Source organism: uncultured Salinicola sp. (genome assembly GCF_937921195.1).
Classification (GTDB): Bacteria; Pseudomonadota; Gammaproteobacteria; order Pseudomonadales; family Halomonadaceae; genus Salinicola.
The window spans coordinates 15565-39093 of sequence record NZ_CALFQK010000191.1; the positions used below are offsets into that span (position 1 = coordinate 15565).

General features: G+C 62.8%; 19 protein-coding genes and 1 tRNA gene. 6 read left to right on the forward strand and 14 right to left on the reverse strand.

Features of this window, described 5'->3' with window-relative positions; translation table 11 throughout:
* Positions 1–72 precede the first annotated feature (72 nt).
* A tRNA-Pro gene (locus tag Q0602_RS22580) sits at positions 73–149 on the reverse strand.
* Between the two features lie 257 nt (positions 150–406).
* Here Q0602_RS22580 and Q0602_RS22585 point away from each other — a divergent pair.
* From Q0602_RS22585 to Q0602_RS22595, 3 genes are all read left to right on the forward strand, one after another.
* A complete protein-coding gene (locus tag Q0602_RS22585) occupies positions 407–775 on the forward strand; it encodes a CidA/LrgA family protein (protein WP_298848229.1) in 369 nt (122 codons plus the stop codon).
* Complete coding sequence (locus Q0602_RS22590; RefSeq protein WP_298848232.1) at positions 772–1500, forward strand: LrgB family protein; 729 nt, start codon at positions 772–774, stop codon at positions 1498–1500. The genes Q0602_RS22585 and Q0602_RS22590 overlap by 4 nt, the downstream gene beginning before the upstream one ends.
* 163 nt (positions 1501–1663) lie before the next feature.
* Positions 1664–4024, forward strand: a complete 2361-nt coding sequence (locus Q0602_RS22595) for a right-handed parallel beta-helix repeat-containing protein (RefSeq protein WP_298848234.1) — start codon at positions 1664–1666, stop codon at positions 4022–4024.
* Between the two features lie 405 nt (positions 4025–4429).
* Here Q0602_RS22595 and Q0602_RS22600 read toward each other — a convergent pair whose 3' ends face one another.
* The 13 genes from Q0602_RS22600 to Q0602_RS22660 form a co-directional block, all read right to left on the reverse strand.
* Positions 4430–6397: an acyltransferase family protein gene (locus Q0602_RS22600; protein WP_298848235.1), complete on the reverse strand. Its 1968-nt coding sequence runs from the start codon at positions 6395–6397 to the stop codon at positions 4430–4432.
* 147 nt (positions 6398–6544) lie between these two features.
* Positions 6545–7603 (reverse strand): acyltransferase, encoded by a 1059-nt coding sequence (locus Q0602_RS22605; protein WP_295038800.1) that lies wholly within the window; start codon positions 7601–7603, stop codon positions 6545–6547.
* A gap of 136 nt (positions 7604–7739) precedes the next feature.
* The gene (locus Q0602_RS22610) at positions 7740–9101 is read right to left on the reverse strand and encodes an undecaprenyl-phosphate glucose phosphotransferase (RefSeq protein WP_295038803.1); all 1362 of its coding nucleotides are present in this window, start codon (positions 9099–9101) and stop codon (positions 7740–7742) included.
* Between the two features lie 168 nt (positions 9102–9269).
* Entirely contained in the window at positions 9270–10202 is a 933-nt protein-coding gene (locus Q0602_RS22615; RefSeq protein ID WP_298848237.1) for an SIS domain-containing protein, read from the reverse strand.
* A gap of 318 nt (positions 10203–10520) precedes the next feature.
* Positions 10521–11075, reverse strand: a complete 555-nt coding sequence (locus Q0602_RS22620; protein WP_298848239.1) for an HAD family hydrolase — start codon at positions 11073–11075, stop codon at positions 10521–10523.
* Between the two features lie 20 nt (positions 11076–11095).
* Positions 11096–11941 carry a 3-deoxy-8-phosphooctulonate synthase gene (kdsA, locus tag Q0602_RS22625; RefSeq protein WP_295038807.1) on the reverse strand — a complete coding sequence of 282 codons (846 nt, stop codon included), beginning with the start codon at positions 11939–11941 and terminating at the stop codon, positions 11096–11098.
* On the reverse strand, positions 11941–13158 hold the full coding sequence (locus tag Q0602_RS22630) for a hypothetical protein (protein WP_298848242.1): 1218 nt from the start codon (positions 13156–13158) through the stop codon (positions 11941–11943). Before Q0602_RS22630 ends, kdsA begins: the two co-directional genes overlap by 1 nt.
* Positions 13151–14236 carry a glycosyltransferase family 4 protein gene (locus Q0602_RS22635; RefSeq protein ID WP_298848244.1) on the reverse strand — a complete coding sequence of 362 codons (1086 nt, stop codon included), beginning with the start codon at positions 14234–14236 and terminating at the stop codon, positions 13151–13153. The genes Q0602_RS22630 and Q0602_RS22635 overlap by 8 nt, the downstream gene beginning before the upstream one ends.
* 4 nt (positions 14237–14240) lie before the next feature.
* Positions 14241–15401 carry a hypothetical protein gene (locus Q0602_RS22640; RefSeq protein ID WP_298848246.1) on the reverse strand — a complete coding sequence of 387 codons (1161 nt, stop codon included), beginning with the start codon at positions 15399–15401 and terminating at the stop codon, positions 14241–14243.
* Positions 15402–15506: 105 nt separating this feature from the next.
* Complete coding sequence (locus tag Q0602_RS22645; protein ID WP_298848248.1) at positions 15507–16850, reverse strand: oligosaccharide flippase family protein; 1344 nt, start codon at positions 16848–16850, stop codon at positions 15507–15509.
* A 55-nt stretch (positions 16851–16905) separates the two neighbouring features.
* Positions 16906–19110 (reverse strand): polysaccharide biosynthesis tyrosine autokinase, encoded by a 2205-nt coding sequence (locus Q0602_RS22650; RefSeq protein ID WP_298848250.1) that lies wholly within the window; start codon positions 19108–19110, stop codon positions 16906–16908.
* Between the two features lie 18 nt (positions 19111–19128).
* Positions 19129–19599, reverse strand: a complete 471-nt coding sequence (locus Q0602_RS22655) for a low molecular weight protein-tyrosine-phosphatase (protein WP_367277006.1) — start codon at positions 19597–19599, stop codon at positions 19129–19131.
* Positions 19568–20698: a polysaccharide export protein gene (locus Q0602_RS22660; protein ID WP_298848254.1), complete on the reverse strand. Its 1131-nt coding sequence runs from the start codon at positions 20696–20698 to the stop codon at positions 19568–19570. The genes Q0602_RS22655 and Q0602_RS22660 overlap by 32 nt, the downstream gene beginning before the upstream one ends.
* Positions 20699–21717: 1019 nt before the next feature.
* Here Q0602_RS22660 and Q0602_RS22665 point away from each other — a divergent pair.
* From Q0602_RS22665 to Q0602_RS22675, 3 genes are all read left to right on the forward strand, one after another.
* On the forward strand, positions 21718–21933 hold the full coding sequence (locus Q0602_RS22665; RefSeq protein ID WP_298848256.1) for a hypothetical protein: 216 nt from the start codon (positions 21718–21720) through the stop codon (positions 21931–21933).
* Positions 21933–22613 (forward strand): hypothetical protein, encoded by a 681-nt coding sequence (locus tag Q0602_RS22670; RefSeq protein WP_298848258.1) that lies wholly within the window; start codon positions 21933–21935, stop codon positions 22611–22613. Before Q0602_RS22665 ends, Q0602_RS22670 begins: the two co-directional genes overlap by 1 nt.
* A gap of 73 nt (positions 22614–22686) precedes the next feature.
* Positions 22687–23523 (forward strand): capsule biosynthesis GfcC family protein, encoded by an 837-nt coding sequence (locus tag Q0602_RS22675; protein WP_298848260.1) that lies wholly within the window; start codon positions 22687–22689, stop codon positions 23521–23523.
* Positions 23524–23529: the final 6 nt, after the last annotated feature.

Below are 23529 nucleotides of genomic sequence, written 5' to 3' on the forward strand. Positions count from 1 at the left end.
CCGGCTCCTCACGCAAGGCGAGGCAACGAAAAAAGGCCGCCGGACAGTGTCCGGCGGCCTTTCTCTCGTATCTGGTCGGAGCGACAGGATTCGAACCTGCGACCTCTGCAACCCCATTGCAGCGCGCTACCAAGCTGCGCCACGCTCCGATTTCGATCGGGCCACCAGCGGCGGTCCCTGCGAAACGCTGCGTATACTACCTTGCGGTCCCACAAATGAAAAGCGCTTCTTAAGGCTTTTTTTTCAATCGGTTGCGAAAGCCTCTTCGACACCGGCAGGCGAGGCGGAAAGCCCGTCTCGGCACCCGCCCGGCGGCGACGACATCGGTGAGCGCAAGCCTCGTCTCCACGGCGAGCCATGGGTACAATTTGCCGACATCGAGACCAAAGTCTAACAAGGTGGCGTCATGTCGTTGATTATCGGTATGTGCATACTGCTCGGCTGCCAGTTCCTGGGGGAAGTCATCAGCCGGGCCCTGTCCCTGCCCGTGCCCGGGCCGGTCCTCGGCATGCTGATTCTGCTGATCGGCCTGCTGATCCGCGGCAGCGTCCCCGCCAGCCTGAGGACCATGGGCGAAGGGCTGCTCAAGTACCTGACGCTGCTTTTCGTCCCTGCCGGGGTCGGCTTGATCCAGCATTTCGGACTGATTCGCCAGGAACTAGGGATTCTGATCGCCACATTGCTCGTCTCGACCTCGGTGACGATTCTCGTGACCAGCCAGATTCTTCAGCGCGTCGCCCGAAAGGGCCGGGCGGCCGGGGAGAGAGAAGCATGAACGATCTCCGGCTCGAGCAGATCTGGGTCTATCTCTCCGCCAGCCCCCTGCTGCATCTGTTCGCCACGCTGCTGGCGTTCATTGTCGCCACGGTCATCAACCGCTGGGCGGGAGGAACGCCTCTGCTCCATCCCGTCATCGTCACCATCGCGCTGCTGATCGGCTTTCTGTTGCTGACCGGCACGGACTATCCGACCTATTTCCAGGGCGCCCAGTTTCTGCATTTCCTGCTGGGGCCCGCCACCGTGGCCCTGGCCATTCCGCTCTACGATCATCGGGAGCGGGTGCGCCGAATGCTCTGGCCTATCCTCATCGGTACGATCTCCGGCGTTGCCACGGCGGTTGTCTCCGCCGTGGGGATCGCCATGGCCCTGGGTGCCAATACCGAGACGATACTCTCGCTGGCGCCGAAATCGGTGACATCGCCGATCGCCATGGGCATTGCCGAGAAACTGGGCGGCATCCCATCCCTGACCGCGGGGCTCGTCCTCATCACCGGCGTCGTCGGCTGCATCGTCGGCCCCTGGATCTTCCGCATGACTCGGATTACCGACCCTACCGTTCAGGGATACTCAATGGGTCTGGCAGCCCACGGCTTCGGCACGGCCTACTGCTTTGCCTCGATCGGCGCGGTTGCCGGCGCCTTCTCCGGCCTGGCGATGGGACTATCGGGGCTGATCACCGCGTTCCTGCTGCCTCCGCTCGTCCATCTGTTCGGACTTTGAGCCACGCGGCCGAACCGGCCTCCCATGGCGCATCGCCCGGCACCTCTCAGGGTGTTTACTCGATGCCCCATCCCTCTTACAAAAGAACAACGCTTCGCTAAGGCATCGTCCCTGTCGAGCCCGGATAATGCGACTAACGGATTAGGCTCAGGCGAACAGCGATATGGAATTGAAAACCTTCTTTGCGCAAGGAAGCGACGGTCGCGTCATTCCCCATGCACGGGTCGCCGTATACTCCCTCGAGGGCGCCGATCCGGTAAACACGCTCCGCAACGCCGACGGCGATCCGCTCGACAATCCCTTCTCCGCTGGCGACGAGGGCCAGATCCAGTTCGCGGCACCCAACGGACACTATCGCATCGAGGTCAGTAGCGACGGCAGCCAGCAACGCCTGAGCACGCAGTTCTTCGATCAGGGCGAGGTTCACTCCGCCTCCGGCCGACAGTCTCTGACCGAGGCGCTCGATCAACGGCTGCTCGTGGTCGAGTCGGTCGATACCCTCAGGCGCTGGCCCGCAGATCGCGTACCCGACGGTTGCGCGGTCATCTGCCGCCGCTTCCACCACGACCTGGCGGACGAGGTCAATGTCGAACTGACACGGTGCGTGGCATGGGACGACCCGTCGCGAGCCGGCCAACGAGCCTGGCTGGCTGCCGATGCCCAGCCCGACTATCACTACTTCACGCTATGGGCCGATGATGGCGCGGCGTATCTCCACGACAGTCACGACGTCCACCTGCTCAAGGTGGGATTTCGCGCCGATTACGGCGCCGGCGACGACCGGCGCTCCGGCACGGACGAATCGGCCTGGCTCCAGGAGACCCTCGACAAGACCCCCTATCGCACCAAGTACCTGCCCAGCCTGCCCGCAGAACGGGGGCTCTACGTCGGCAAGCGGCGGATCCGGCTCTGCTCCGGCACCCGCATCATCGGCGATGGGGCGCTCGCCAACAGCCGCATCGTCAGCGAATACGTCGGTGCCTCTTTTCGCGACGGCCTGTTGTGGCTGCGCGAACCCCACGTCGTGGAGGCCTGGGCCGAGGGGCGCCCTGCCGGCGATGTCGACCGCGGCTTCAGCCACGACATCGAGCTGCGGGGGCTGACCTTCGAGGCCAGCGACTTCGCCAGCGCCGCGGCCACAATGGTCTGCGTGCGCGGCGTCGACTACCACGATAACCATCACGTTCGCTGCGGTGGCATCAAGTTCTTCCACGAACTGGAGCTCAACCGCCGCTATTCCCTCGCCCACGAGGACGATCCCACGACCGACAACGCCGTCCTCGCGGGTTTCGATCCGAACACGCCGGACGATCTCAACCAGGCCATTCGAATCAGCCACCTCACCGGCGGCACCGACCGGTACAGCTATACCCCCGGCGACGGCAAGGCGGCCGTCGCCGTGCGCCTCAACTTCGTCAGAGACTTCAGCATCTCCCACGTGCGCATGGACTACTGCAACGTTTCCGGCTGGGGAGGATCGGCCCGGCCCGGCAAGGGTGGCGAACTACGCTGGATGCGACGCCTGCGCGACGGCTATATCAGCGACGTCCACTGCACGCGGTCCAACGGCGCGATCTATTTCAACAATGCCCACAACGTCAAGATCTTCGGCTGCAGCGCCAGGGACGTCAGCGATACGGCGTTCGATTTCGAAGGCTGCACCTACTGCCTGTTCGATGGCATCCACTCGGTCAATGCCGGCAATTTCGGCATCTCGGTCTTCTATGCGACCCGCGGCAACGTGATCAAGAACTTCCACGCGCTGCAGACCGCCGAAGCGGCACGACTGCGCGAGCGCTACGCGACGCAACGCTTCAAGCCGGGTCTGGGAAAGACGCTGTTCAGGCGCCTCGCGGGATTCGAGGATCCGGATTTCGAGCAGGACATCGTGCTGGACACCGGTTCTTTCGTCTACGAGGGGGAAGGCTTTGGCCTGGTGGCGGTCGACTCCTGGGTCAACGTCACCTACCGCAACGTCAGTCACCATGACGTCGTGATGGACCTGCGCGCGCACAGCAACGCGCGGGAACAGTACCTGCAGGACAACCGGTTCACATTCACCAAGCCGGCAGCGGACGGCGACGCCCTCGTCGCCATCGGCCCCAACAGTTCAAGTTACGCCCGCTGGCAAGGCGGGATCATCCAGTCGACGGTCGAACAGCCGTCGGGAGTGATACCACTGCTGGCCCAGGGGCGTGCCTACGCGGGCGTGACCATCGTCGACATCATGGAGTGTCGAATCGACGTGCCCGGCGTCGACACCTCGATCCTGATCGGCGATGTCCGCCGCTCGGGCCGCGCGCCCGGGCACGCCTTCCGGCTCCACGGCAACCTCGTGACCGCCGGGAGCCGGATCGAGATCCTGAATATCAACCAGCGAGCCGGTGGCGCGGCGCTCCAGTTGGAAGCCCTGAACAACCGAGACCTGAGCTTCTCCCCCGTCGACGCCGAGACCGACCAGGGCGATGGCGTCGCACGCTACCGGGCGCTGCGCGTCGGTCTCAAGGCGACCCGCTCGCGCTGAGCCGCACTTGGGGGGAACGCGTCGCCACGGTTGCAAGCGGCTTCACGACGGCGCGGTCCGCTCGCTTCCGTTCGACATGCCAGGCTAGCCCAGCACGATGAGCGCGTCCGCCTGACGGAGACGCACGGCCCCCGGAGCAGGCGTTTGCTGACCCCGGCCTGCGGGGCCTGGCGACATCGGCGATGGCCTGGATGATCGCCCGCCTGCTTCCCTGGCCCAGGACGGGATGGCGATGATCGCCAGGCCGCCAAGTCCCGCGACCAGTACTTGACGTCGACTCGGCATGAGGCACTCTCCTGCAAGTGGTGGGGTCGATGAGTGGGCGCACGCAGTCGATATCGGCCATGAGGACGGCCCACTGGCAGCGGCGGAAGCGCTTGCGGCCTGCCGCCGGCGTCTCACGCCTCAGCGCCCCCGGGGTGGATCGTCGAACCGCGACTCTGCCCGATCCAGCGCCGCGATGATGCGATCCGCCGCCAGATAGGAGAACGTGTTGGTGATGTGATGATCGTCGCGGTAGACCAGTACGTTGTCCCGCAGCGGCGAGCAGCGTTGGTCGTCGCAGAACAGATCACTCAGATCTGCGAACTGGACGTTCGGCAGCTGGACCTCGTCGGTGGGCGACTGCGCCTTCAACACCGAACGCCTGGGGATGGAACAGGCCACGCTCGGATCGTCCTGGAGGTCGACGCACTTGGGCACGTCGAAGCCGTACCAGGGGTTGTCGCGTATCGCGAGCACATCGATGCCTGAGTCGGCCAACCGCCGCCAGACTTGACGATATCCCTCCGGCACGCGCTCCTCCGGCCCCTGCCCCCGAGTCGCGGTGGTAAACACCAGATCGGGTTTCAACTCGCCGAGACGCTCGAGCGCCTCGCGATTCCACGCCAGACAGGAAGGATTGACCTGATAACGGGCATGCGGGTCGGTCGATAGCATACAGGCCCCCTTGGTCATCGAGATCAACCGGAACTTCTCCCGCTCCGCCGCCACCCTCAGCGCCGCCAGCCAATGCTGGGCATGGGAGCCGCCCGCGAGCACGACCGTATAGTCCGCGTCCGAATCGCCGTAGGTGCACTCCCGGACCCCAGGCTGCAGATAGTTCTGATGGCAGCCATCATAGGAGGAAGCGGGCAAATCCAGGCTGGCGATCAGGGTCGACGGCTGGAGATCGTCGCCGGCAACGTCGGGCGCGCGCAGGAACGTCGCGAGTTCCGACCTGGCTGCCGCGCTACGCCCTTGATAGTCCTGGTACCACACCGCCAACAAGGCCAAGGGAAACGCCATCAACAGCACGCAGACGCCATAGGTATAAACCCGCCGGCGAGACAGCAGTGGCGAACGCCGCACCGGCGTCTCCAGGGCCCATGTCGTCACGAAGGCGAGCACCCCGGCACCGCCGATGATCGCCAGCCCCGGGAGGAGGCCGACATCGAACTCCCCGGTGGCGTAGCGATAGAACGAGAGCAGCGGCCAGTGCCAGAGATAGAACGAAAACGACATGTCGCCGAACCAGACGACGAACCGATTGTTCAGCAACCGCATGTCGCACCGGTTTCGCGCCGCGATGACGATACCCGCCGCGGCAAGCACCGGCACCAGGGCGACCACCCCGGGGAACAGGGTCGAAACGTCGAGAAACAGGGCGAAGGTCGTCAACACGATCAGCGAGACCCAGCCCAGCACCTTTGCGGCGGGCGGTGACAGCGAGACCCGCGAGACACCGAGCGCCAGCAACCCGCCGAAGGCGAATTCCCAGGCCCGGGCGAAGGTGTCGAAATAGGCCCAGGACTGGTTCTTGTCGGTGATGTAGATGCTGTAGCAGAGCGACAGCACGGTGACCGCCAGCAACAGCAGCACGCAGGATGAATTGTCCCGGCGCCCCCGGCGCGCATCGAACTTCAATCCCGCCCAGAGCAGCAGCGGAAACGCGAAATAGAACTGCACCTGGACCGCCAGGGCCCAGAGCTGCTGGAACGGCGATGGCGGCGCCCCCTGCTGGAGATAGTCGGTGGCGGTCAACGCCAGCGACCAGTTTTCCAGGAACAGGATCGACGCCATCCCATGCTTGATCTGGTTGCGCCACATCGAGTCCGGCATCAACCACATCGACAGCAGGATCGTCGCGCACACCACCAGCGCCGCGCCCGGCAGCAACCGCCGCAGCGTCTTGCCGTAGTAGTCCAGCACGTCGGCCAACGACAGCGGCGCCCGACGTGTCAGTGATCCCACGACGAAGAAGGCGGCAACCACGAAGAAGACATCGACGCCGCCCGAGACGCGCTGAATCCAGATGTGATAGACGGCGACCATCAGCGCCGCGACGGCTCTCAGGCCCTGAATCTCGTAGAGATACTTCCTTTCCTTACCCAACGAATGGCTCCTTTCCATTCCATGCGCCCTTTTCCCCGCGACGGCGGACGGCTGACGTCCGGCCATCCGGCGAAAAGCGCTTTTCATGCCTGTGCCGACGATCGGCGGTCTCTCCTGCGTCAACTCCCTGTCCAGGGGGCATCGGCATCAGGCCCGGCTTCCGACCCGGACCTGGCGCCCCTTCAGGTTGTAGGCGAACAGGAATCTGACTGCCGCCCAGCGTTGAGACATCCGCGCCAGAACGCAGCAGCAAAGGAAGGTGACGCCGAAAAGAAGGCCGAACACCAGGTTGGCATTCGAATCGGGCATCGCTTTCGACAGAACCGTGACCACCACCAGGATGATCGGCATGTGGGCCACGAAAAGCACGATCGACTGACGGCCGCACCACTGCAGCAGTGTCGTGCAGCGTTGCACCCACCCGAGCATGGCGAGACGTGCCAGCGGCACCAGTGACGCCAGGGAGATCAGCAGGTAGACCGGTGAGAATGGGTGCAGCGGCATCAGATACCCGGCCAGGCAGACCGCGACCAGCAGCCAGACCACGAATGGATTCAGGCGCGCGAGCCCGTCGGCGAATCCGCTCAGGTTCTCGCCCAGCCAGCCGCCGAGCATGAAGAAGACCGCGTAGAAGACGATCTTGGTCGGTAGCGTCGGCACCATCCGGCCGTCGTCGTCCGGCACCAGCAGCCAGTCGGGGGCCAGATGCTGGGCCAGGTAGAAATAGAGCAGGTAGCCGACCAGCGTCACCGCGACCGCGCCCTTGGCACTCAACTTGAACAGGAAGAAAGCGAGGACGTAGTAGATGAACAGGCAGTACAGGAACCAGAGATAGTTGTAAGGCAGGATCAGCAGCGGAAACAGCTCATCCGGCATCGGCTCGTTCATCAGCACCCAGCGCAGCGAGTAGAGCACGAAGGCGACGAGTGTCCACACCACATAGGGATGAGCGATGTTCTTGAGCTTTCCGGTGAAGAAGCGGCGCGGTCCCTTCTGCAACGACCGCGCCACCATCAGTCCCGACAGGAACATCAGCACCGGCATCCTGAACGGCGCCAGATATTCCGACATCAGCGGGAGCCAGGACCAGAGTCCGTCATAGCGAATCGAAATCCCGTACTGGGAGTGAAGCACGATCACCAGGACGACCGCCGTCCCTCTGACGAGATCGATCCATCGATAGCGTGCTGCCGTCGTCTGTTCCACGAGAGCTTTCCTTGGACATTGGGTTGAATCGCTCCGCGTCCGCGCCTCCGATGTCACAGCGGGTGACGTCGCAGCCGGAATCGCGTTCGATGTGAGAGGTCGGCGGCCGCCGGCGGCGACCGGACGCACGGAGGAATCAGTAGGCGTTGTTGCCGGTGAAACCCTTGAAGACCGTCAGGAAGATGATCTTGAGATCCAGCAGCAAGGACCAGTTGTTGATGTACCAGAGGTCGTGTTCGACGCGGTGCTGCATCTTGTCCAGCGTATCGGTCTCACCGCGGAAACCGCGCACCTGGGCCCAGCCGGTGATTCCCGGCTTCACCATGTGCCGCTGCATGTAGGATTCGACCAGGTCCTTGTAGTACTCGTTGTGCGCCAGCGCATGGGGACGCGGGCCGACGATCGACATGCGCCCCTGAATCACGTTGATGAACTGCGGCAATTCATCCAGCGAGGTACGGCGCAGGAACGCGCCGACCCGCGTGATTCGGGGATCCCGCCGCGTGGCCTGAGCGACCTGGCCGTTCTCCTCCTGATGCATTTTCATCGAGCGAAACTTGTAGACCTGGACGTCGTGGCCATTGGCGCCGGTGCGCAGCTGCTTGAACAGCACCGGGCCGGGGGATGAAAACTTGACCGCGATGGCGCAAGCCGCGCAGACCGGCGCGATCAGCAACAGGATCAAGCCGCCGATGACGATATCCTCGAGCCGCTTGACCCACAGTGCACTGCCGGCTATCGGGCTGACGCTCAGATCGATGGCGTGGGTGCCGGCGATATGACTGACCCGATGGTTGAGCAGCGGGATGTCGGCAAAATGGGGAATGAAGCGAATTTCCAGCGGCAGGTGGCGGAGGTTGTACATGATCGCCTTGACGTGCTCGCCCTCGGATACCGACAGGCAGATCCACACCTCCTTGGCACCCGACTTCTCCACCCGGCGTGCCAGGTTGCGCGGTGCCTTCTCCGCCCGCAGCACGCGCCCGCGGCAGACACCGGCGATCGCATACCCCTGCTCCTGGTGTCGACGCAATGAACGCGCCACATCGAGCAGATTCTCTTCCGGACCGACCAGGAACACCTTGCGTCGATTGCGGATGCTGCCGTTGTGGTACATCGTCAGCATCATCAGCAGTGCCCGGGAGGCGGCGACCAGGCAGAACGACAGCATGAAGGTGAACACCAGCCACTGCCGGGAGACCTCGTCCGACAGCTTGAGCAGGAACATCAGGATGCTCACGGCCGCGAATACCGCGGCCCACACCCACAGCAGCCGATAGATCCGGCTGCGCAACCGGGTGGAGCGCCACTTGCTGTAGCCGCCGCCGGACAGGTTGATCAGCACGACGGCCAACGCCATCACGATCAGCACCAGCGCATTCACGCTCTCCAGTCGCGGTGTCTGGAACCGAATCCCGTTGGCGAGAATGCCCGCCAGCAGGATTGCCATGACGTCGATCAACGGTGCCAACCGCCTGACAGGATTCAGACTTTTCATATTCGTTCTCCCGATACCATCCTGGTAACCCTTGACATAGCTATTGTTGAAAACTGCTGTCGGATCTCATTCCCGGGGTCGTTTCAAACCCCGTCATCGAGATCCAGGCGCAAAAGCGCCCGGGGAGATCACGTTCGGTCTCGACGGACAGCCGCCCGAACGCACCCGCTACTTCTGGAAAACACCCACCAGCTGATCGTTGTCGAAAACCAGCAATGCATTGATTTTCCTGGAATCCATCATCGCCAATGCATCCTCGACACGAGCAGTCGGGGCGATTCGCGACGCCTGCGGCGTCATGAAATCGTAGGCCTTCCTGGAGAAGACGTATTCGCCGTACTTCTCGATGGCACGGCGAATGTCACCATCGGTGATGACGCCCCAACTGCCGTTGTGCTGGACGACCGCCATCCCCAGCTGTCCCCGCGACATCGCCTGGATCACATCGAGCACCTCCGCCTCCGCCTTGACCACCGGCAGGTTCTCGCTGCGCATCTCGTGCTCGACCCGGCTCAACAGGCGGCGTCCGAGCGAGCCTCCCGGGTGGAATCGGGCAAAGTTCTCGGGCTGGAAGTCCCGCGCCTTCATCAGCGTCACCGCCAGCGCGTCTCCCATCGCCAGCGTGGCGGTGGTCGACGACGTCGGCGCCAGCTGCAGCGGACAGGCCTCCTCGATGACGCCGATATCGAGATGACTGTGGGAAGCCCGCGCCAGGGTCGAGCTTCGGTTGCCGGTCATGCCGACCAGATAGTTGCCGTTGTCCTTGAGATACGGAATCAGCTTGACGACCTCCTCCGTTTCCCCCGAATTGGAGATCGCCAGGAAGACGTCGTGGGGCGTCACCATGCCCAGGTCGCCGTGATAGGCCTCGCCCGGATGCATGAAGAAGCTCGGGCTGCCGGTGCTCGCCAGGGTGGCCGCTATCTTGCGACCGACGATCCCGGACTTGCCCATGCCGCAGACGATCACCCGCCCCGGGGTCTGCAGGATGGCGTCGATGGCGGCGCTCAGGTCGTTGTCGAGCTTGCGGGAGACCTCCAGAAGCGATTCGGCTTCCTTGACGAAGACCTGTCGGGCCGTTTCCAGATATTCCAGATTCATGCTGTGCTCCTCCCTGACGCTGGTTGCTGCCAGGCCGAAATGGCTGACTGCCGTCGGCGGACCGACGACGCCGTACCAACGGCATCGAGGCCCGTGTTTCGAGAGCGCGCGGACGCGCGCCATCAGTGATACGAAGGTATCGATAGGATCGAATGGGGTGAGGCCGAGCCTCGGTAACCCTGAGGGTTCAGAGATCGAGCGCCCGGCTCTCGGCAACGCCACCGACCGGCAGGGTGGTGGCTCACTCAGGGCGCCGGATGGGGAATCCGGCACCTGGATAACGTGCGGGAGGCGCAGGCAGGCGGCCTCCCGCCGGATCTACTGAACGATGCGGCGCAGCGCCTCGTCATCTCCCAGCAGGTGCGCGTACATCCCGGCCAGGTCGAGGCCGCGCGCCGAGAGCAGGTCTTCGGCGATCTCGCGTGCGACACCGCGCCCGCCCTCGGCTTTCGTCACGTAGTCGGCTGCATCGAGAACCAGAGGATGGGCATCGGCCGGGGCATAGGCCGCGGCGACTTCCCGCATCACCGGGATATCGATGACATCGTCCCCCGCGAACGCGATGCGGTCGGCAGCGATGCCCTGCTCCTCGGCGATCTGCTGGATGGCTTCGAGCTTGCGACTGAAGCCGATCTTGATCACGTCCATGCCCAACTGGGTGGCCCGTGTCATCAGCGGCTGGCTCGATTTGGCCGACAGCACGCCGCTCTTGATGCCGTGCTGCCGCAGCAGCCCGATCGCGACACCGTCACGCACATTGAACGGCTTGAGCGCTTCCCCCTCCGGCCCGATCAACAGCGTGCCATCGGTCAGCACGCCGTCGACATCGAACAGCACGAGTTCGATCTGGTCACGACGATCCGGACGGGGCATCGATCGATCTCGACTTTCCATCAATCGATCTCGACCGGGGGCAGGCTCTTGACCAGATCGTCCACCGCCTTGATCTGGGCCAGGAACGGTTCCAGCTTGTCGAGCGGCAGCGCGCTGGGTCCATCGCAGCGCGCGTTGTCGGGGTCGGGATGCGACTCGAGAAAGAGACCGCCCAGCCCCACGGCCATTCCGGCGCGGGCGAGCTCGAGAGCCTGGCGACGACGCCCGCCCGAGGCCTCGCTGGTCGGATCACGGCGCTGCAGGCTGTGGGTCACGTCGAAGATCACCGGCGCGCTGCCGCTGACGTCCATCATCTCGCGAAAACCCAGCATGTCGACGACCAGATTGTCGTAGCCGAAGCAGCTGCCGCGTTCGCACAGGATGACCTGCTCGTTGCCCGCTTCGGCGCACTTGTCGACGATATTCTTGACCTGCCCCGGACTCAGGAACTGCGGCTTCTTGATATTGATCGGCTTGCCGGTCCTCGCCATCGCCACGACCAGGTCCGTCTGGCGGGCCAGAAACGCCGGCAACTGGATCACGTCGGCGACCTCGGCGACGGGCTGCGCCTGCGCTACCTCGTGCACGTCGGTGATCACCGGCACATTGAACTCGCGTTTGACCGCTTCGAAGATTTTCATCCCCTCGTCGAGGCCGACACCGCGGAAGGAGTGGATCGAGGAGCGGTTGGCCTTGTCGAACGAGGCCTTGAACACGTAGGGGATGCCCAGTTTGCCGGTCACTTCGACATAGGCCTCGCAGGCCCTCAAGGTGCTGTCGAGATCTTCCAGCACGTTGATGCCGCCAAACAGCGTGAAAGGCGCGTCGTTGGCCACTGCCAGCCCGCCGACCGATACGGATTTCATCAAGCCACCTCACTTCTATCCATTGAATGCAATCTTGCGCGGTCCATAAGCTTAACGAAGTTCGCCTCGCTGAAGGGAGTATCCTGAAAGTAGTCCTCGTTCACCAGATAGTGATCGATGTAGGCCGCCAGGCGACGCTCGCTGAAATGCGCGTAGAAGGTATTGCCCAGAAACGTCACCTTCTTGTCCAGCAGCTTGGCCTCGAGACCCACCGTGGAGTTGATGGTCACCACCTCGGCGGCCCGATCCAGCAGCTGGAAGGTATTCTCGTTGACGATGAGGAAGTCGTGCTCCGCGCGCAGCCCGGCCAGAATCGACGGAATGGCCTGGTTGATCTCCGCGGGATGGGGCTTGATCACCAGTCGCAACCCCTTCTCCCTGGCCATCGCGATCGCGTCCTTGAGGCCGTCGATCACGCTGTTCTTGCGGTAGTTCAGAATGATCTGGGCGTCGGTGCTCACCTGCATCGGAAAGAACAGGTAGGGCGTTGCCCAATCCATCTCGTCAAGCACGACTTCATCCGCCTTGCGGAGCTTCCTCAGCTCGTCGAAGCCGTAGGCGTTCTCGCCGGCATAACCCAGGATCGCCTCGAGACGGCATCCCACGACCTGGACGAACTTCTGGAACACCGTCTTGAAGTCGAGCTTGCGCGCCTGCCCGATCACGTGCCGCTTCATGCGCGCGGCGGTGTATTCGCGCTTCCACCGACGAAAGGCCTCGAGATCGACCTGGTAATCGTCCAGTACCTCGACATGCTCGTACAGATAGGACTGCATGTCGGTGCCCTTGGGATCCGCGAAGGTCTTGTTGCCGATATTGCCGTAGCCGGTGTAGAGCACGTCGATGCCATTGGCCCGGGCGTGGTCGGCCAGCGCCGACTGGGAGGCGAGCCGGCCGCTCGGCAGGATGTAGAGATCCCATTGGCGCCTGGGTTGCTCGCGCTCGATGAAGTCCGCGAAACCGGAGTAGACCCTGTCGGCCTGAGCATGGGTCAAGCGGCCGGTCAGGATACTGAAGTTGTTCTCCCGGCAGGTACGTCCCCGACCCCGGCGCGGCATGAACACCGTCTCGCGCTTGAGCGTCAGGTAGACGTACATGATCAGGTTGTTGGCCACGAACTCGACACGGCAACCGCTGGCGCCGGGCGCGGCGAAGACGCGCTTGAAGAAGCGGTAGTCCTCGGGGTTGGAGATATTGATCAGAACCTGACTATACATAGCACTGCCCGTTATGCTGGTAGAGTTTCAAGAGTTCGGTATTCATGCTGACCGGCGAGAAATCCCGCTCGTAGCGCTCACGACAGCGTCGCCCCATCGCCTGCCGGTCGCAGCGTTCGAAAGCGGCCATCGCCGTGGACAAGGAGGCCGGGAAGTCGTCGAAATCGAAGACGAAGCCGGTATCGCCATGGCTCACCAGTTCAGGCAGCGCACCGCGATTCGAGCAGATCACCGGCGTGGCGTTTCGGTAGGCTTCCAACACCACCAGGCCGAATCCCTCCCAGCGGCTGGGAACGATCAGCGCCTTGGCCCGCGCGATCAGTCCGTCCAGCGCGGTATTGTCCTGCCAGCCGAGAAACTCCATGTTGTCCCAGGCGGTGAACGTGGCATCGGAATCGACGACATTGCCGCCGACGATCTTCAGCAGCGGGCGATCTTCGCCCCAGAACGCGTGGAGCTTGTCGAACCCTTTCTGACGATCGAAGCGCCCGATGAACAGATAGAAATCCTCCTTGCGCCCTTCGCCGATCGCTTCCCGGGTATCACGCACGCAGTTCTTGATCAGCAGCGTCTTCTCCCCCATCCCGGCCTGTTCCAGCAGCGTGCGCTCATACTCCGAGATGGCGACGATGCCGTCGGTGCGCCGATACAGCGCTCTTTCCACCCACTGGATGCCATGCCGCTTGAGGCCGGAGATGCGATGCGGGTCGAACGCGACCCCATGGGGCTGATAGATCAACTTGGCGCCTTGAAAAGAGACCGGCAGCGTGCGGCAGAGAAAACCGGCGAAGGTGCTGTGGACATGCACCACATCGGGGCGCGCCTGGGACACCGCGCCGCGCAGACGCATGGCCAGGTGTTTCAGTCGCTGGATCCGGCCGGCCCCGTCAAACCCGATGATGTGGATCTTGTCCTTCAACTCCGCGATGTCGCCCAGGTTGATCTCCTCGAGCTGGGTGAGCGGCAGCAGTACCGACACGGCCTCGACTTCCGGACGCCGCGCCTGCTCGGCCACCACGTTGTTCAGATACGTGGCGATGCCGCCGGTCACCGTCTCGCAGACATGCATGATTTTCATGAATTCACTCGCTGAAAGAGAGCATTACCAGCAGGCAATAGATGATGAAGGTCGGGACCAGGACCAGCGCGGCATCGGAGAAGGTGGCGACCCCATACATCACGCATCCGATCGAAGCGGCGCGACTGATCGGCCGGGTCGTGTCGAAAAGGCTCCGCGCCATCACGATGTTGGCGAAGAACATCAGAAAGGGGATCAGTCCGATCAGGCCGACGAACTCCGCGATGGAGACGTAGGGAATTTCGTAGGACCAGTAGATCGGTGTGCTGGAGATCAGACCGGCATCGAAGAAGTACTCCAGATAAGCCGCCCGGCCACCCAGATTGCTGTCGAAAAGGAACGTGACGTCCTTGCCCATCATGCCCAGCAGCCCGATGATGCCCGGTACCACCAGACACACCGCCAGGCAGATCACGATCAGCTTCTTGACCGAGATGGCCTTGTTGAAGATCAGGTACTCGAAGGCGCAATAGATGAGCAACAGCGCCCAGGCGGTGCGCGAGAGCGTCAACATGATCGTCAGCATCAGTGCCAGGAGCCACAGCCGGTTCTTCTCGATGACGGCGAAGACCGGCAGCAGCATGATCATGCAGACCGCATAGATGTTGCCGTTGTTGTAGGTCGAGAACAGCTTGTAGATTCCGCCCCGGTCGTTCATCCGGGCCTCGAGGGTTCGCTCGGCACCGAAGGTCGTCGTCAGCGCGGGAATGGAGAAATATTGCCCGGTTCCGATCTTGAGAACGAAAAGAAAGAGGCCGAAGGCGACCGCGAACCGAATACAGTTGCGCAGGCAGACCAGGAGATAGCGAACGTTCTCCGCCGACAGCCGTTTCGACCACACGTAGAAGAAGATCGGCACCACGATCAGCGCCATGATGTAGCCGAAGTAGATCCCGACGCTGGCAATGCCATTGAGCAGCGTCACCGTCAGGAACAACGCCCAGAACGGCATCAGCAACCAGATGTAGATCGAGTAGCGATCCTGTCGACCGAGTTGCCCCGTTCCCAGGATCGCCTTGATGAACAGGATCGGGAACGAGAAGCAGATCAGCAGATAGATGGTATTGAGGGGAATGCCGCCCACGGCGACCCCCGATTTCGGTAGCGCAATGGCAAAGATGATCGCCATCGCCACGAACAGCCGTTTGGCGTTGATTACCAGCATGTCTCTCGCTATCCATTAACCGCCGACGGCAATCCGTGGCCTGCGGTTTCGATCAAGGTGTGGTGCGGAGCCGAATCGTCTCCGCTCCCGGGCATCAGCGGCGTTTCAGCGCCGGATCGGCAGCATGAGAATGCCCATGCGGCGCCAGACGAAGCATGCCGCGACCAGGTTCTGCATCCCCAGCACCATGGCGAGGGAGATCGCGGCACCGACCGCTCCCCACAGCGGGATCAACACCACGAAGGCCAGCAGCCCCAGGGCGCTGCAGACCAGGGAGATATTGCGCATCACCTTCTCCCGCCCCGTCATCGTCAGCAGAAACCCCACCGAGCCGAACGACACATTGACGAGATGGCCGATGACCACGATGCGCAGCAGGCTCGCCGCCTCGCGGAACTCCGCCCCGAACCAGCCCAGCACCCACTCCGGGAAGAGAAAGCAGACGATCGCCAGCGGCGTCGCCATGCCGGCCGCCACCATCGAGCTCTGACGGGCCAAGCGCCCCAGCGCTTCGTGCTCTCCGCGATGAAACAGCTGCGCGAAACGCGGCGGGAAGACCGCATTGATGACCAGCAGGATGAAGCTGATGACCATGCCGACCCGCTCGGCGGATTTGAACAACCCCAGGTCGGCGTGGCTCAGCAGCGCCCCGGCAATCAGCATCGCCACCACCTGCTGGAGAAACATCGACAGGTTCAGCACGATGAAACTCTGCGCGGTGGCGAAGAACTCGCTGCGGCGAGGCGGCGCCTCGACGCCCATCCCTTCGCCCCGCCGGACGGCAGGATGCCGACGCAGCCAGAGCTCCATCTGCAACGCCCCCTGCAGACACACCAGCCAGGCCGACAGACAGAATGCCCAGCCGGCCTGTGGCAGCGAGCGGGAACCGGTGACGAGGACCATGGCCAGAATGCAGATGGCGGCCAGCAGCGATATCGAGCCGTTCTCCTGCAGGCTAGCCCTGGCCGGCATGTGCACGCCTTTCAGGAACCCCGCCAGCACGAACGACAGCGTGAAGGCCGGCGTCGCCACCGCGATGCTGATCAGCAGCGACGACAGCTCCGGCGAACCGAAAGCTTCGGCGATCTGGCGGTGCAGCAGGCCGATTCCGCCCCCCAGGAGCAGGCTCAGCCAGCCCGCCCGCACCATCGCCCAGCGCAGGTAGCGCATGATGTTGGGACTGGCGTTGTCCTGGCTGATGTAGCGCATCAGCGAGCCGTTGAGGCCGTAACAGGCAATGATGCCCGCACCGAAGATGACGCTCTGGGCCAACGCGAAGACACCCACGCCCTGGGCGCCGTAGAGGCGCCCCAGGACGACACCCAGCAGGATCGTGCCCAGTGCGGCGATCCCCCGGGCGGCAAAGGTGCGGCAGAGGTTGACGAACAGGTCGCCACGCAACCGCGAAACGATCCGGGCGTGCCTGTCGCCCAGCAGAGAAAGGCTCATGACGATAGTCCCGGCATCGGATCAAGCCGTTCGAATGCGAAGGGTCGGGTGTCCATCATTTGTAGCTGTAGTGGTAGTAGCCGTAGCCGTACTCGGTAGCGGCCTTGCGCTCCACGGCATTGAAGATGGCGCCTCGGGGCTCGACGCCCGCCGTCTTCAGCCGGCTGATCGCCAACTCCATCTCCTTGACCGGGTTGGTCTGGAAACGGGCAAGTATCAGCGTCGTGCCCACCTGCTTGCCGATGATAGCCGCATCGGTCACCGCGAGAATCGGCGGAGAGTCGACGATGACCAGGTCGAAGCGCTCGCTGACCTGGGCCAGGAATTCGCTGAAGCGCGACGTCATCAGTAGCTCGGAGGGATTCGGTGGCGCCATGCCACGAGCGACGTAATGCAGATTGTCCACGTTGTCGACCGTACGGATCACCTGCTCGAGACCCTGCTTGCCGGAGAGCACATCGCTCAGTCCGTTCTCGGAGGCGGCCCCGAAGGCGCTATGGATCTGCCCTTTGCGCATATCCGCGTCGACGACCAGCACGCGCTGCCCCGCCTGGGCACACACCGCTGCCAGATTGACGCTGACGAAGCTCTTGCCCACGCCGGGGCTGGGCCCGGTGATCATCAGGCGATTGTCGCCGGCCTCGAGCATGGCAAAGTGAAGACTGGTCCGCAGGCCGCGCAGCGCCTCCACCGAGACATCGGCGGGATTGCGGGCGGCCAGCAGGCCGCTGGGGAAGCTGCGGCCTTGCTCCTTGCTGGAGCGCTTCACGCGTCGGTTCAGCTTGCCCTGCTCGTCCGACAACGGAATGGTGGCGTAGACCGGCAGTCCCAGATCCTCGATCTGCTCCTGGGTTTCGATACCGCGGTTGAACAGCGCCCGCAGGAAGACGGCGGCGACCCCGACGACCAACCCGACGATGATGGCGACGGCGACCAGCAGCGGCTTGTTCGGTGCCACCGGGGCCGGAAGAACCTCAGCGCCGTCCAGAATCCGCACGTTACCCACCGTGCTGGCCTCGGCTATCTTGGTCTCCTGCACCTTGTTGAGCAGTTGGACGTAGATCTCGTTGGTGACCTCGACATCCCGCTGAAGCCGCAGTATCTCCTGCTGCGTCTCCGGCAGCCCCTTGACCTGCTTGTCGAGATTGTCCCGCTCGCGCTGGAGCTGCGCCTTCTTCTCCAGCAGCGCCTGGTAGGTCGGGTGGCTCTTGGTGAACCGCTGGGAGATCTCCGCCTCGCTCATCTCCAGCTCGTTCAGCTGGGACTCCAGGTTGACGATCCGCTCCAGGACCGATTTCGTCTCCAGCGAGAGGTCGACGCTGTCCCTGGACTCCCGATACTCGTTGAGCTTCTCCTCCGACTGGTTCAGCTGACTACGGATCTGCGGCACCTGGGTATTCAGAAACTCGAGGCTCTTGCGCGCCTCTTCCGATTGGCGCTGGACGTTCTGGGAGTAATAGATGTCGGCAATGGTGTTGAGCGTCTTCTTGGCGGCGTCCGGATCGGGGCCGGTCAGGCGCCAGCTGAGAATACCCGTCTCGCTGCCGGCCTCCCCGACCTCGAAGCGCCCCCGCAAACCGTTGATGGCAGCCAGTCGCGGCACGTGCTGCACGGTGAATTCGGCGCCGGCTGGTGCCTGGATCGACGTCACCCGCAAGGCGACGTCACCGCCCGAGAAGCTACTCAGCTGCCCGACCTTGCCCGTACCCAGCGACTCCCCGTCCGCATCCCGCAAACGGTAGGTGTAACTGTCCTGGACCTGGAGGGTGAACGTCTTGCCGAGATAGGCTTCCGACATCGGCATTTCGCTGACGGCGATGCTCTCCCCGCTGAACGCATAGCCCCACCCGTCGGCGAAGCCGGGACGCCCGATACCTTGACGTTCGAGGAAGGCCCCGATGATCGGCATGGTGACTGGCGCCACGTTGATGTCGAGATTGAGCAGGTCGACGGCCTGGCCCAGCACCATTCGAGATCGGATGATCTCGATCTCGGAGAGCGTCGGCGGCTTTTCGCCCAGCAGGCTCGTGACCTCCTGGAGCGGATTGTTGCCTGGCGAGTCGCTCTCGATCTGCACCAGGGCGTCCGCCCGGTAGATGGGCGTCGCCAGGCTGGCGTACAGGATTCCGATCAGCGCGAAGCCCAGAACGCTCGCCATCACCCACTTCTTGTGGTCCAGCAGAATCCCCAGCAGCCGACGAATGTCTATCTCTTCGTGGTTACCCGCTGCCGATGTCGTCGATGTATTGCTTGTGGTCATGTGGGGTTTTGCATCCTTTCAGCGATCCGGCAACTTGCCTACCCAGGCATCTACGGCTTGTGTCAGCAGACGATGAACGTGTTCGAAAGCGCTCCGACTCTTGCGATAGGGGTCGGGTACCTCGCTCTCCCCGATCCAGCGAGTGAGCAGCATCGTCTTGCCACTGGCGGCGGGATGAAGCTCCGACACGGCACGACGCTGACCATCGGACATCACCAGGACCAGGTCGGCGGACTGCAGCATGCCGACATCCACCTGTCGGGCGACATGTCCGGACAGATCCAGTCCCTCACGCTCCGCCAGCTCCCGGGCCGTGGGCTCGGCGCCTTCGCCGACCAGCGCCCCGAGTCCCGCGGAACCGATCTGCCTGCCCGGGAACCGCTGCCTGAACAGCGCCTCCGCCACCGGGCTGCGGCAGATATTGCCCGTGCACAACACCAGTATCCGATCGAACATGTCAGTTGCCGTCGCGAAGTTCGTCGAAGTCACGCGTGGCTCGTGTCACCTGATAGACCGAACTGATCGTCGGCGTCAGTTGATTGATGACCCGATTCCAGCGACTCAGCGGTGCGGCGGTGACATAGACGATATCGGTGGGTTGCAGCATGAACTGCGCCCCGAGCACCAGTGCCGTGGCATTGCGTGCGTCGAGCTGATAGACAGTGGCCAGTTTGCCGCTGTCCAGCGTGGACTGGCGAATCACGAAGATCCCCTTCGCGTTGGCCTGGGTTTCGTCCATGCCGCCAGCCTCGGAAAGGGCGTCGGTCAGCGAGAGGCGGGAATTCCCCATCGGGAGGGTCACCGGGTCCATCACTTCGCCCATGACGAAGACTTTCTGGCTTCCGATATCGGGCACATGGAGGACATCGCCGTCCCGGAGCAGCTGGTTCTGGCGCATGTCGCCATTCTGGAGCATCGAATAGACGTCGATATGCGTCTCGCTGCTGCCCCTCGACAGCACCACGTCGTGCCAATTCGCGTCGCCGTTGAGGCCACCACCGAGATTGACCGCGTCGAGCACCGTCATGGGAACGTTGGTGATGGGCATCACCCCGGGGTTCTCGACCTGTCCCGTGACGTAAACCTTCTGCGAGTTGAAGCCCACGACCTTGACGTCGACCTGCGGCTCGGTGACGTAGGTTGCCAGGCGACGCTGCAGTTGCGAGCGGACATCCTCCACGGTGCGACCGGCCACCTGGATTCGCCCGACGTAAGGATAGAAGATCGTGCCGTCGCTATAGACGGTATTGCCCGTATCCTCCGTGGGCCGCTCACTGCCGGCTGGTATGGTCAACTCCGGATGGTCGTAGACGATGATCGACAGCACATCGCCAATGCCGATGTGATACTCGTAGCGGCCCTCCAGCGCCGGGTCACGGTGGGAAGCGGCCGCCGCTCGCTGCAGGTCAGCCTCGTCACCGCTGCCACCCCGCAGCGACGTGACCGCCTGCTGTGTCCGAACCAGCCCCAGCGTGATCGGCTCCACATCGACCAAATCATCGATCGGCGCGGAGTCCGTGTCGTAGTCGATGTGTCCCCCTGGCGCAAAGGCGCAGCCGGAAACCGCGACGACCAGTGACAACGACAAGACGGGCAAGCGCCATCGGGTAATGGAACGCCTGCGACCCTCGCGAAATTTCATCATCCCTGTCGACCACCCCTTCTCTCTTCCATATAGAGTCCTGACTAACATGACTCGCGAATGACTTCCGCTTTAAACCTTAAAATTTAAACACGCTACCGCCCCAGGATTTTAACGGCATTCCCTGACGCCCTTATTTATCGTGTCAATTGACTCAAAAACATGAATCGCCCGTCATCGACGGCGACTGGCCATCAATGCGCGAGCTTGAAGTCGAGCAATCCTTGACTCAGCCCTTTCACAAATCAACCAATGCCAATAACGTGCCAGCTTTTCAAAACAAACAAAATACCTAACCCTTTAGTTACAAAACGGCGTTCCGAAGTGTGCAAGAACCAAGAATTCCATGAATCAACACGGATCCCGCCCTTACTGATAACGAACAGGTGTGACGAATTCGCGACAGCCGGAGATATCAACAAAAGCAGCCAGTTACTTTTCAGTGCTTGAAACACACATCAACTGACGCAAGAAACTCATTGAAACAAATCCGCATCCCAAAGAGGCCTGCCTATGTTTTTCAATGACTTACAGAATCACACATACGAAATTGCCTTACCCAACCGGGGTTTCGGCCCAAGCGAGGCGCGATGAGCCCGACCTTTCATTCTGCCATTCGACCAATTTACGCACTTCACCAACCTTACAAACAGGTCGACTGTCGCCATTTTTAGACAAATTAAACTTGGCAATCACGATAACGACAACCAATGTTTCACAAAAACACATTATAATTTTATTGCTTTATCTCGCGACGCTTGCACCATATACGAGCGTCGCTAACTATACTTGATGCTCTTCAGTGCAACCCGACGGGTGTCTTGTTTTTGACACACTACAATTCCATAAATTTGAAAGTTATAATTGATCAAATCCGTGATATTGGTAAGAATACAGGTGGTCTCCGGACCACATCGTTGGTTTAACCAACACGTTAGGAGGTACTTATGAAGAAACTGGCCATAATGGCAGTCGCGTTAATGGCTGTCTCTTCACTCGCCGTCGCCCAGGAAGTGGCAACGGGCAGCGCCGCCGGAGCCGGCTCTGCCGCTAGTGCGTCGACAGCATCTGCTGCCGGCACCAGCACTGCGGCATCGTCGGTCGGTGCGCTGGCCGCTGCAGGTGGCAGTGATGGCACCACCGGAACGACCGGCACCACCGGTACGACCGGGACCCGGTAATGACAGCGGCACGTCATTACCGCCTGGAAGGCCGCCCTCGGGCGGTCTTCTTTTGTCTCGCCATGACGAGCCTGCTCCTCTCCGGCTGCTCCCTGGGGGGAAGCCGCCCGCTCGATGGCATCGTCCCGGGACTCGCTGGCGATGATGTCTCCGACCAGGCCGCCGCCACCTCCTACGCATCGCTCGACTTCCACGTCGCGGGGCATGGCGGGCTGGTGATTCTGGCGAGTCAGGCTGGGGAGATGACCTACTGGCAGTTCCGTGACTCGGCCACCGTCGCCCTGGAGGATGGCTACCTGCACAGTAGTGCCGGCCTCGAGCAGAACGTGATCGACACGCAACTCCGTGACGGGGAAGGAAACGTTCTCGATACCCCTCCCTGGAGAAGCCCCTCCTCGACTGCCTACCGTCTCGAGCGGGAGTGGCAGACGGCAGACGGCAATCTACATCATGGCCAGGCGACCGCCCTCCTCGACTGTGAGGCGGCACCTTCCCGTGTCGAACTACCGCTGACGTCGCGAGAGTTGCAGGTGTGCCATGAAACGCTGAACTGGAAGGATGGCAACGTCACTCACGGCACGCTCTGGCGAGCGCCGGAAGACGGCCGCCTGTGGGCGGTCGAAACCCAGCCATGGCCCGGCGGGCCGATATTCGACTGGCAGGTCGCCCGCCCTTGGTGACACTGACACCGTCGCGATTCGGCGAAAGCGAGACAGGGATTTTCGTGAAGCCCATCAAGGACGAGACCGACACATGGTGACCCCCCGTTTTCCATTTCACCGGCGCCGGTCATGGCGTGCCGCCCGCCGTTTTCTCGCCGTTGCACTGTGCGGTCTCGGTCTGGTCGGCACCGCCGAGGCGCAGGACGACACCCAGCCGGCCTCCACCTTTACCATCGACATCGAGGGGCGTCGTCCACCAGCGCCTTCCCCTTCGCTGCTCGATGCCTGGTTGACGGTAGGGCGGGAAACCCCGGTCAACTGGTCGCGCGCCTTCGTGGCTCGAGATGACGCGACGGCCGAGGATCGGCAGCGCCAACGACGCCTCGACGCCGAGCTGGCGGGACTTGCCATGCAGGCACGGCTACTGGATGCGCCCCAGGTCGGTGACGGCCTCGACGCCTGGCGCGAGGCGCTCGGCAAACTGGACCAGGGGCGGATACCGGGGCGCGTCGATCCGACCTGGCTGATGGCGCATCTGCGCCAGGTGCCGCGACTCGAGGACGTCGACACCCTAGGCTGGTGCCAAACGCCCGACTGGATCGAAGCGTGGACGCCCCTGGGCGTTGCCAGGCTGGCGTGGGAGCCGGGCATGACCACCGATACACTGCTCGACCGACTCGACGGGGAGGCCTATGCCAGCGCCGATACGTTGCAACTGGTGAGCCCCCAGGGCGATATCAAGAGCCTGGGCATCGCCGCCTGGAATCACCAGCGGGCACCGCTGGTCCCCGGCACTCGTGTGGTCGTCGCCCTCCCTCTGAACTCGGTTGGCGCCCAGTGGGTCGACATGGCCCTCCCCCAGTTTCTGGCCACGCGCTTGCCCGGCGATGAGTGCATCACGGTCGACCCAGCCAATCTTTACCACTAAGCCATG

Coding starts and splice junctions, on each gene's coding strand:
- Q0602_RS22585 (WP_298848229.1), top strand. CDS start 407: ATGTCGTTGATTATCGGTATGTGCATACTGCTCGGCTGCCAGTTCCTG.
- Q0602_RS22590 (WP_298848232.1), top strand. CDS start 772: ATGAACGATCTCCGGCTCGAGCAGATCTGGGTCTATCTCTCCGCCAGC.
- Q0602_RS22595 (WP_298848234.1), top strand. CDS start 1,664: ATGGAATTGAAAACCTTCTTTGCGCAAGGAAGCGACGGTCGCGTCATT.
- Q0602_RS22610 (WP_295038803.1), bottom strand. CDS start 9,101: ATGAAAAGTCTGAATCCTGTCAGGCGGTTGGCACCGTTGATCGACGTC.
- Q0602_RS22615 (WP_298848237.1), bottom strand. CDS start 10,202: ATGAATCTGGAATATCTGGAAACGGCCCGACAGGTCTTCGTCAAGGAA.
- Q0602_RS22620 (WP_298848239.1), bottom strand. CDS start 11,075: ATGCCCCGTCCGGATCGTCGTGACCAGATCGAACTCGTGCTGTTCGAT.
- kdsA (WP_295038807.1), bottom strand. CDS start 11,941: ATGAAATCCGTATCGGTCGGCGGGCTGGCAGTGGCCAACGACGCGCCT.
- Q0602_RS22630 (WP_298848242.1), bottom strand. CDS start 13,158: ATGTATAGTCAGGTTCTGATCAATATCTCCAACCCCGAGGACTACCGC.
- Q0602_RS22635 (WP_298848244.1), bottom strand. CDS start 14,236: ATGAAAATCATGCATGTCTGCGAGACGGTGACCGGCGGCATCGCCACG.
- Q0602_RS22640 (WP_298848246.1), bottom strand. CDS start 15,401: ATGCTGGTAATCAACGCCAAACGGCTGTTCGTGGCGATGGCGATCATC.
- Q0602_RS22645 (WP_298848248.1), bottom strand. CDS start 16,850: ATGAGCCTTTCTCTGCTGGGCGACAGGCACGCCCGGATCGTTTCGCGG.
- Q0602_RS22650 (WP_298848250.1), bottom strand. CDS start 19,110: ATGACCACAAGCAATACATCGACGACATCGGCAGCGGGTAACCACGAA.
- Q0602_RS22665 (WP_298848256.1), top strand. CDS start 21,718: ATGGCAGTCGCGTTAATGGCTGTCTCTTCACTCGCCGTCGCCCAGGAA.
- Q0602_RS22670 (WP_298848258.1), top strand. CDS start 21,933: ATGACAGCGGCACGTCATTACCGCCTGGAAGGCCGCCCTCGGGCGGTC.
- Q0602_RS22675 (WP_298848260.1), top strand. CDS start 22,687: ATGGTGACCCCCCGTTTTCCATTTCACCGGCGCCGGTCATGGCGTGCC.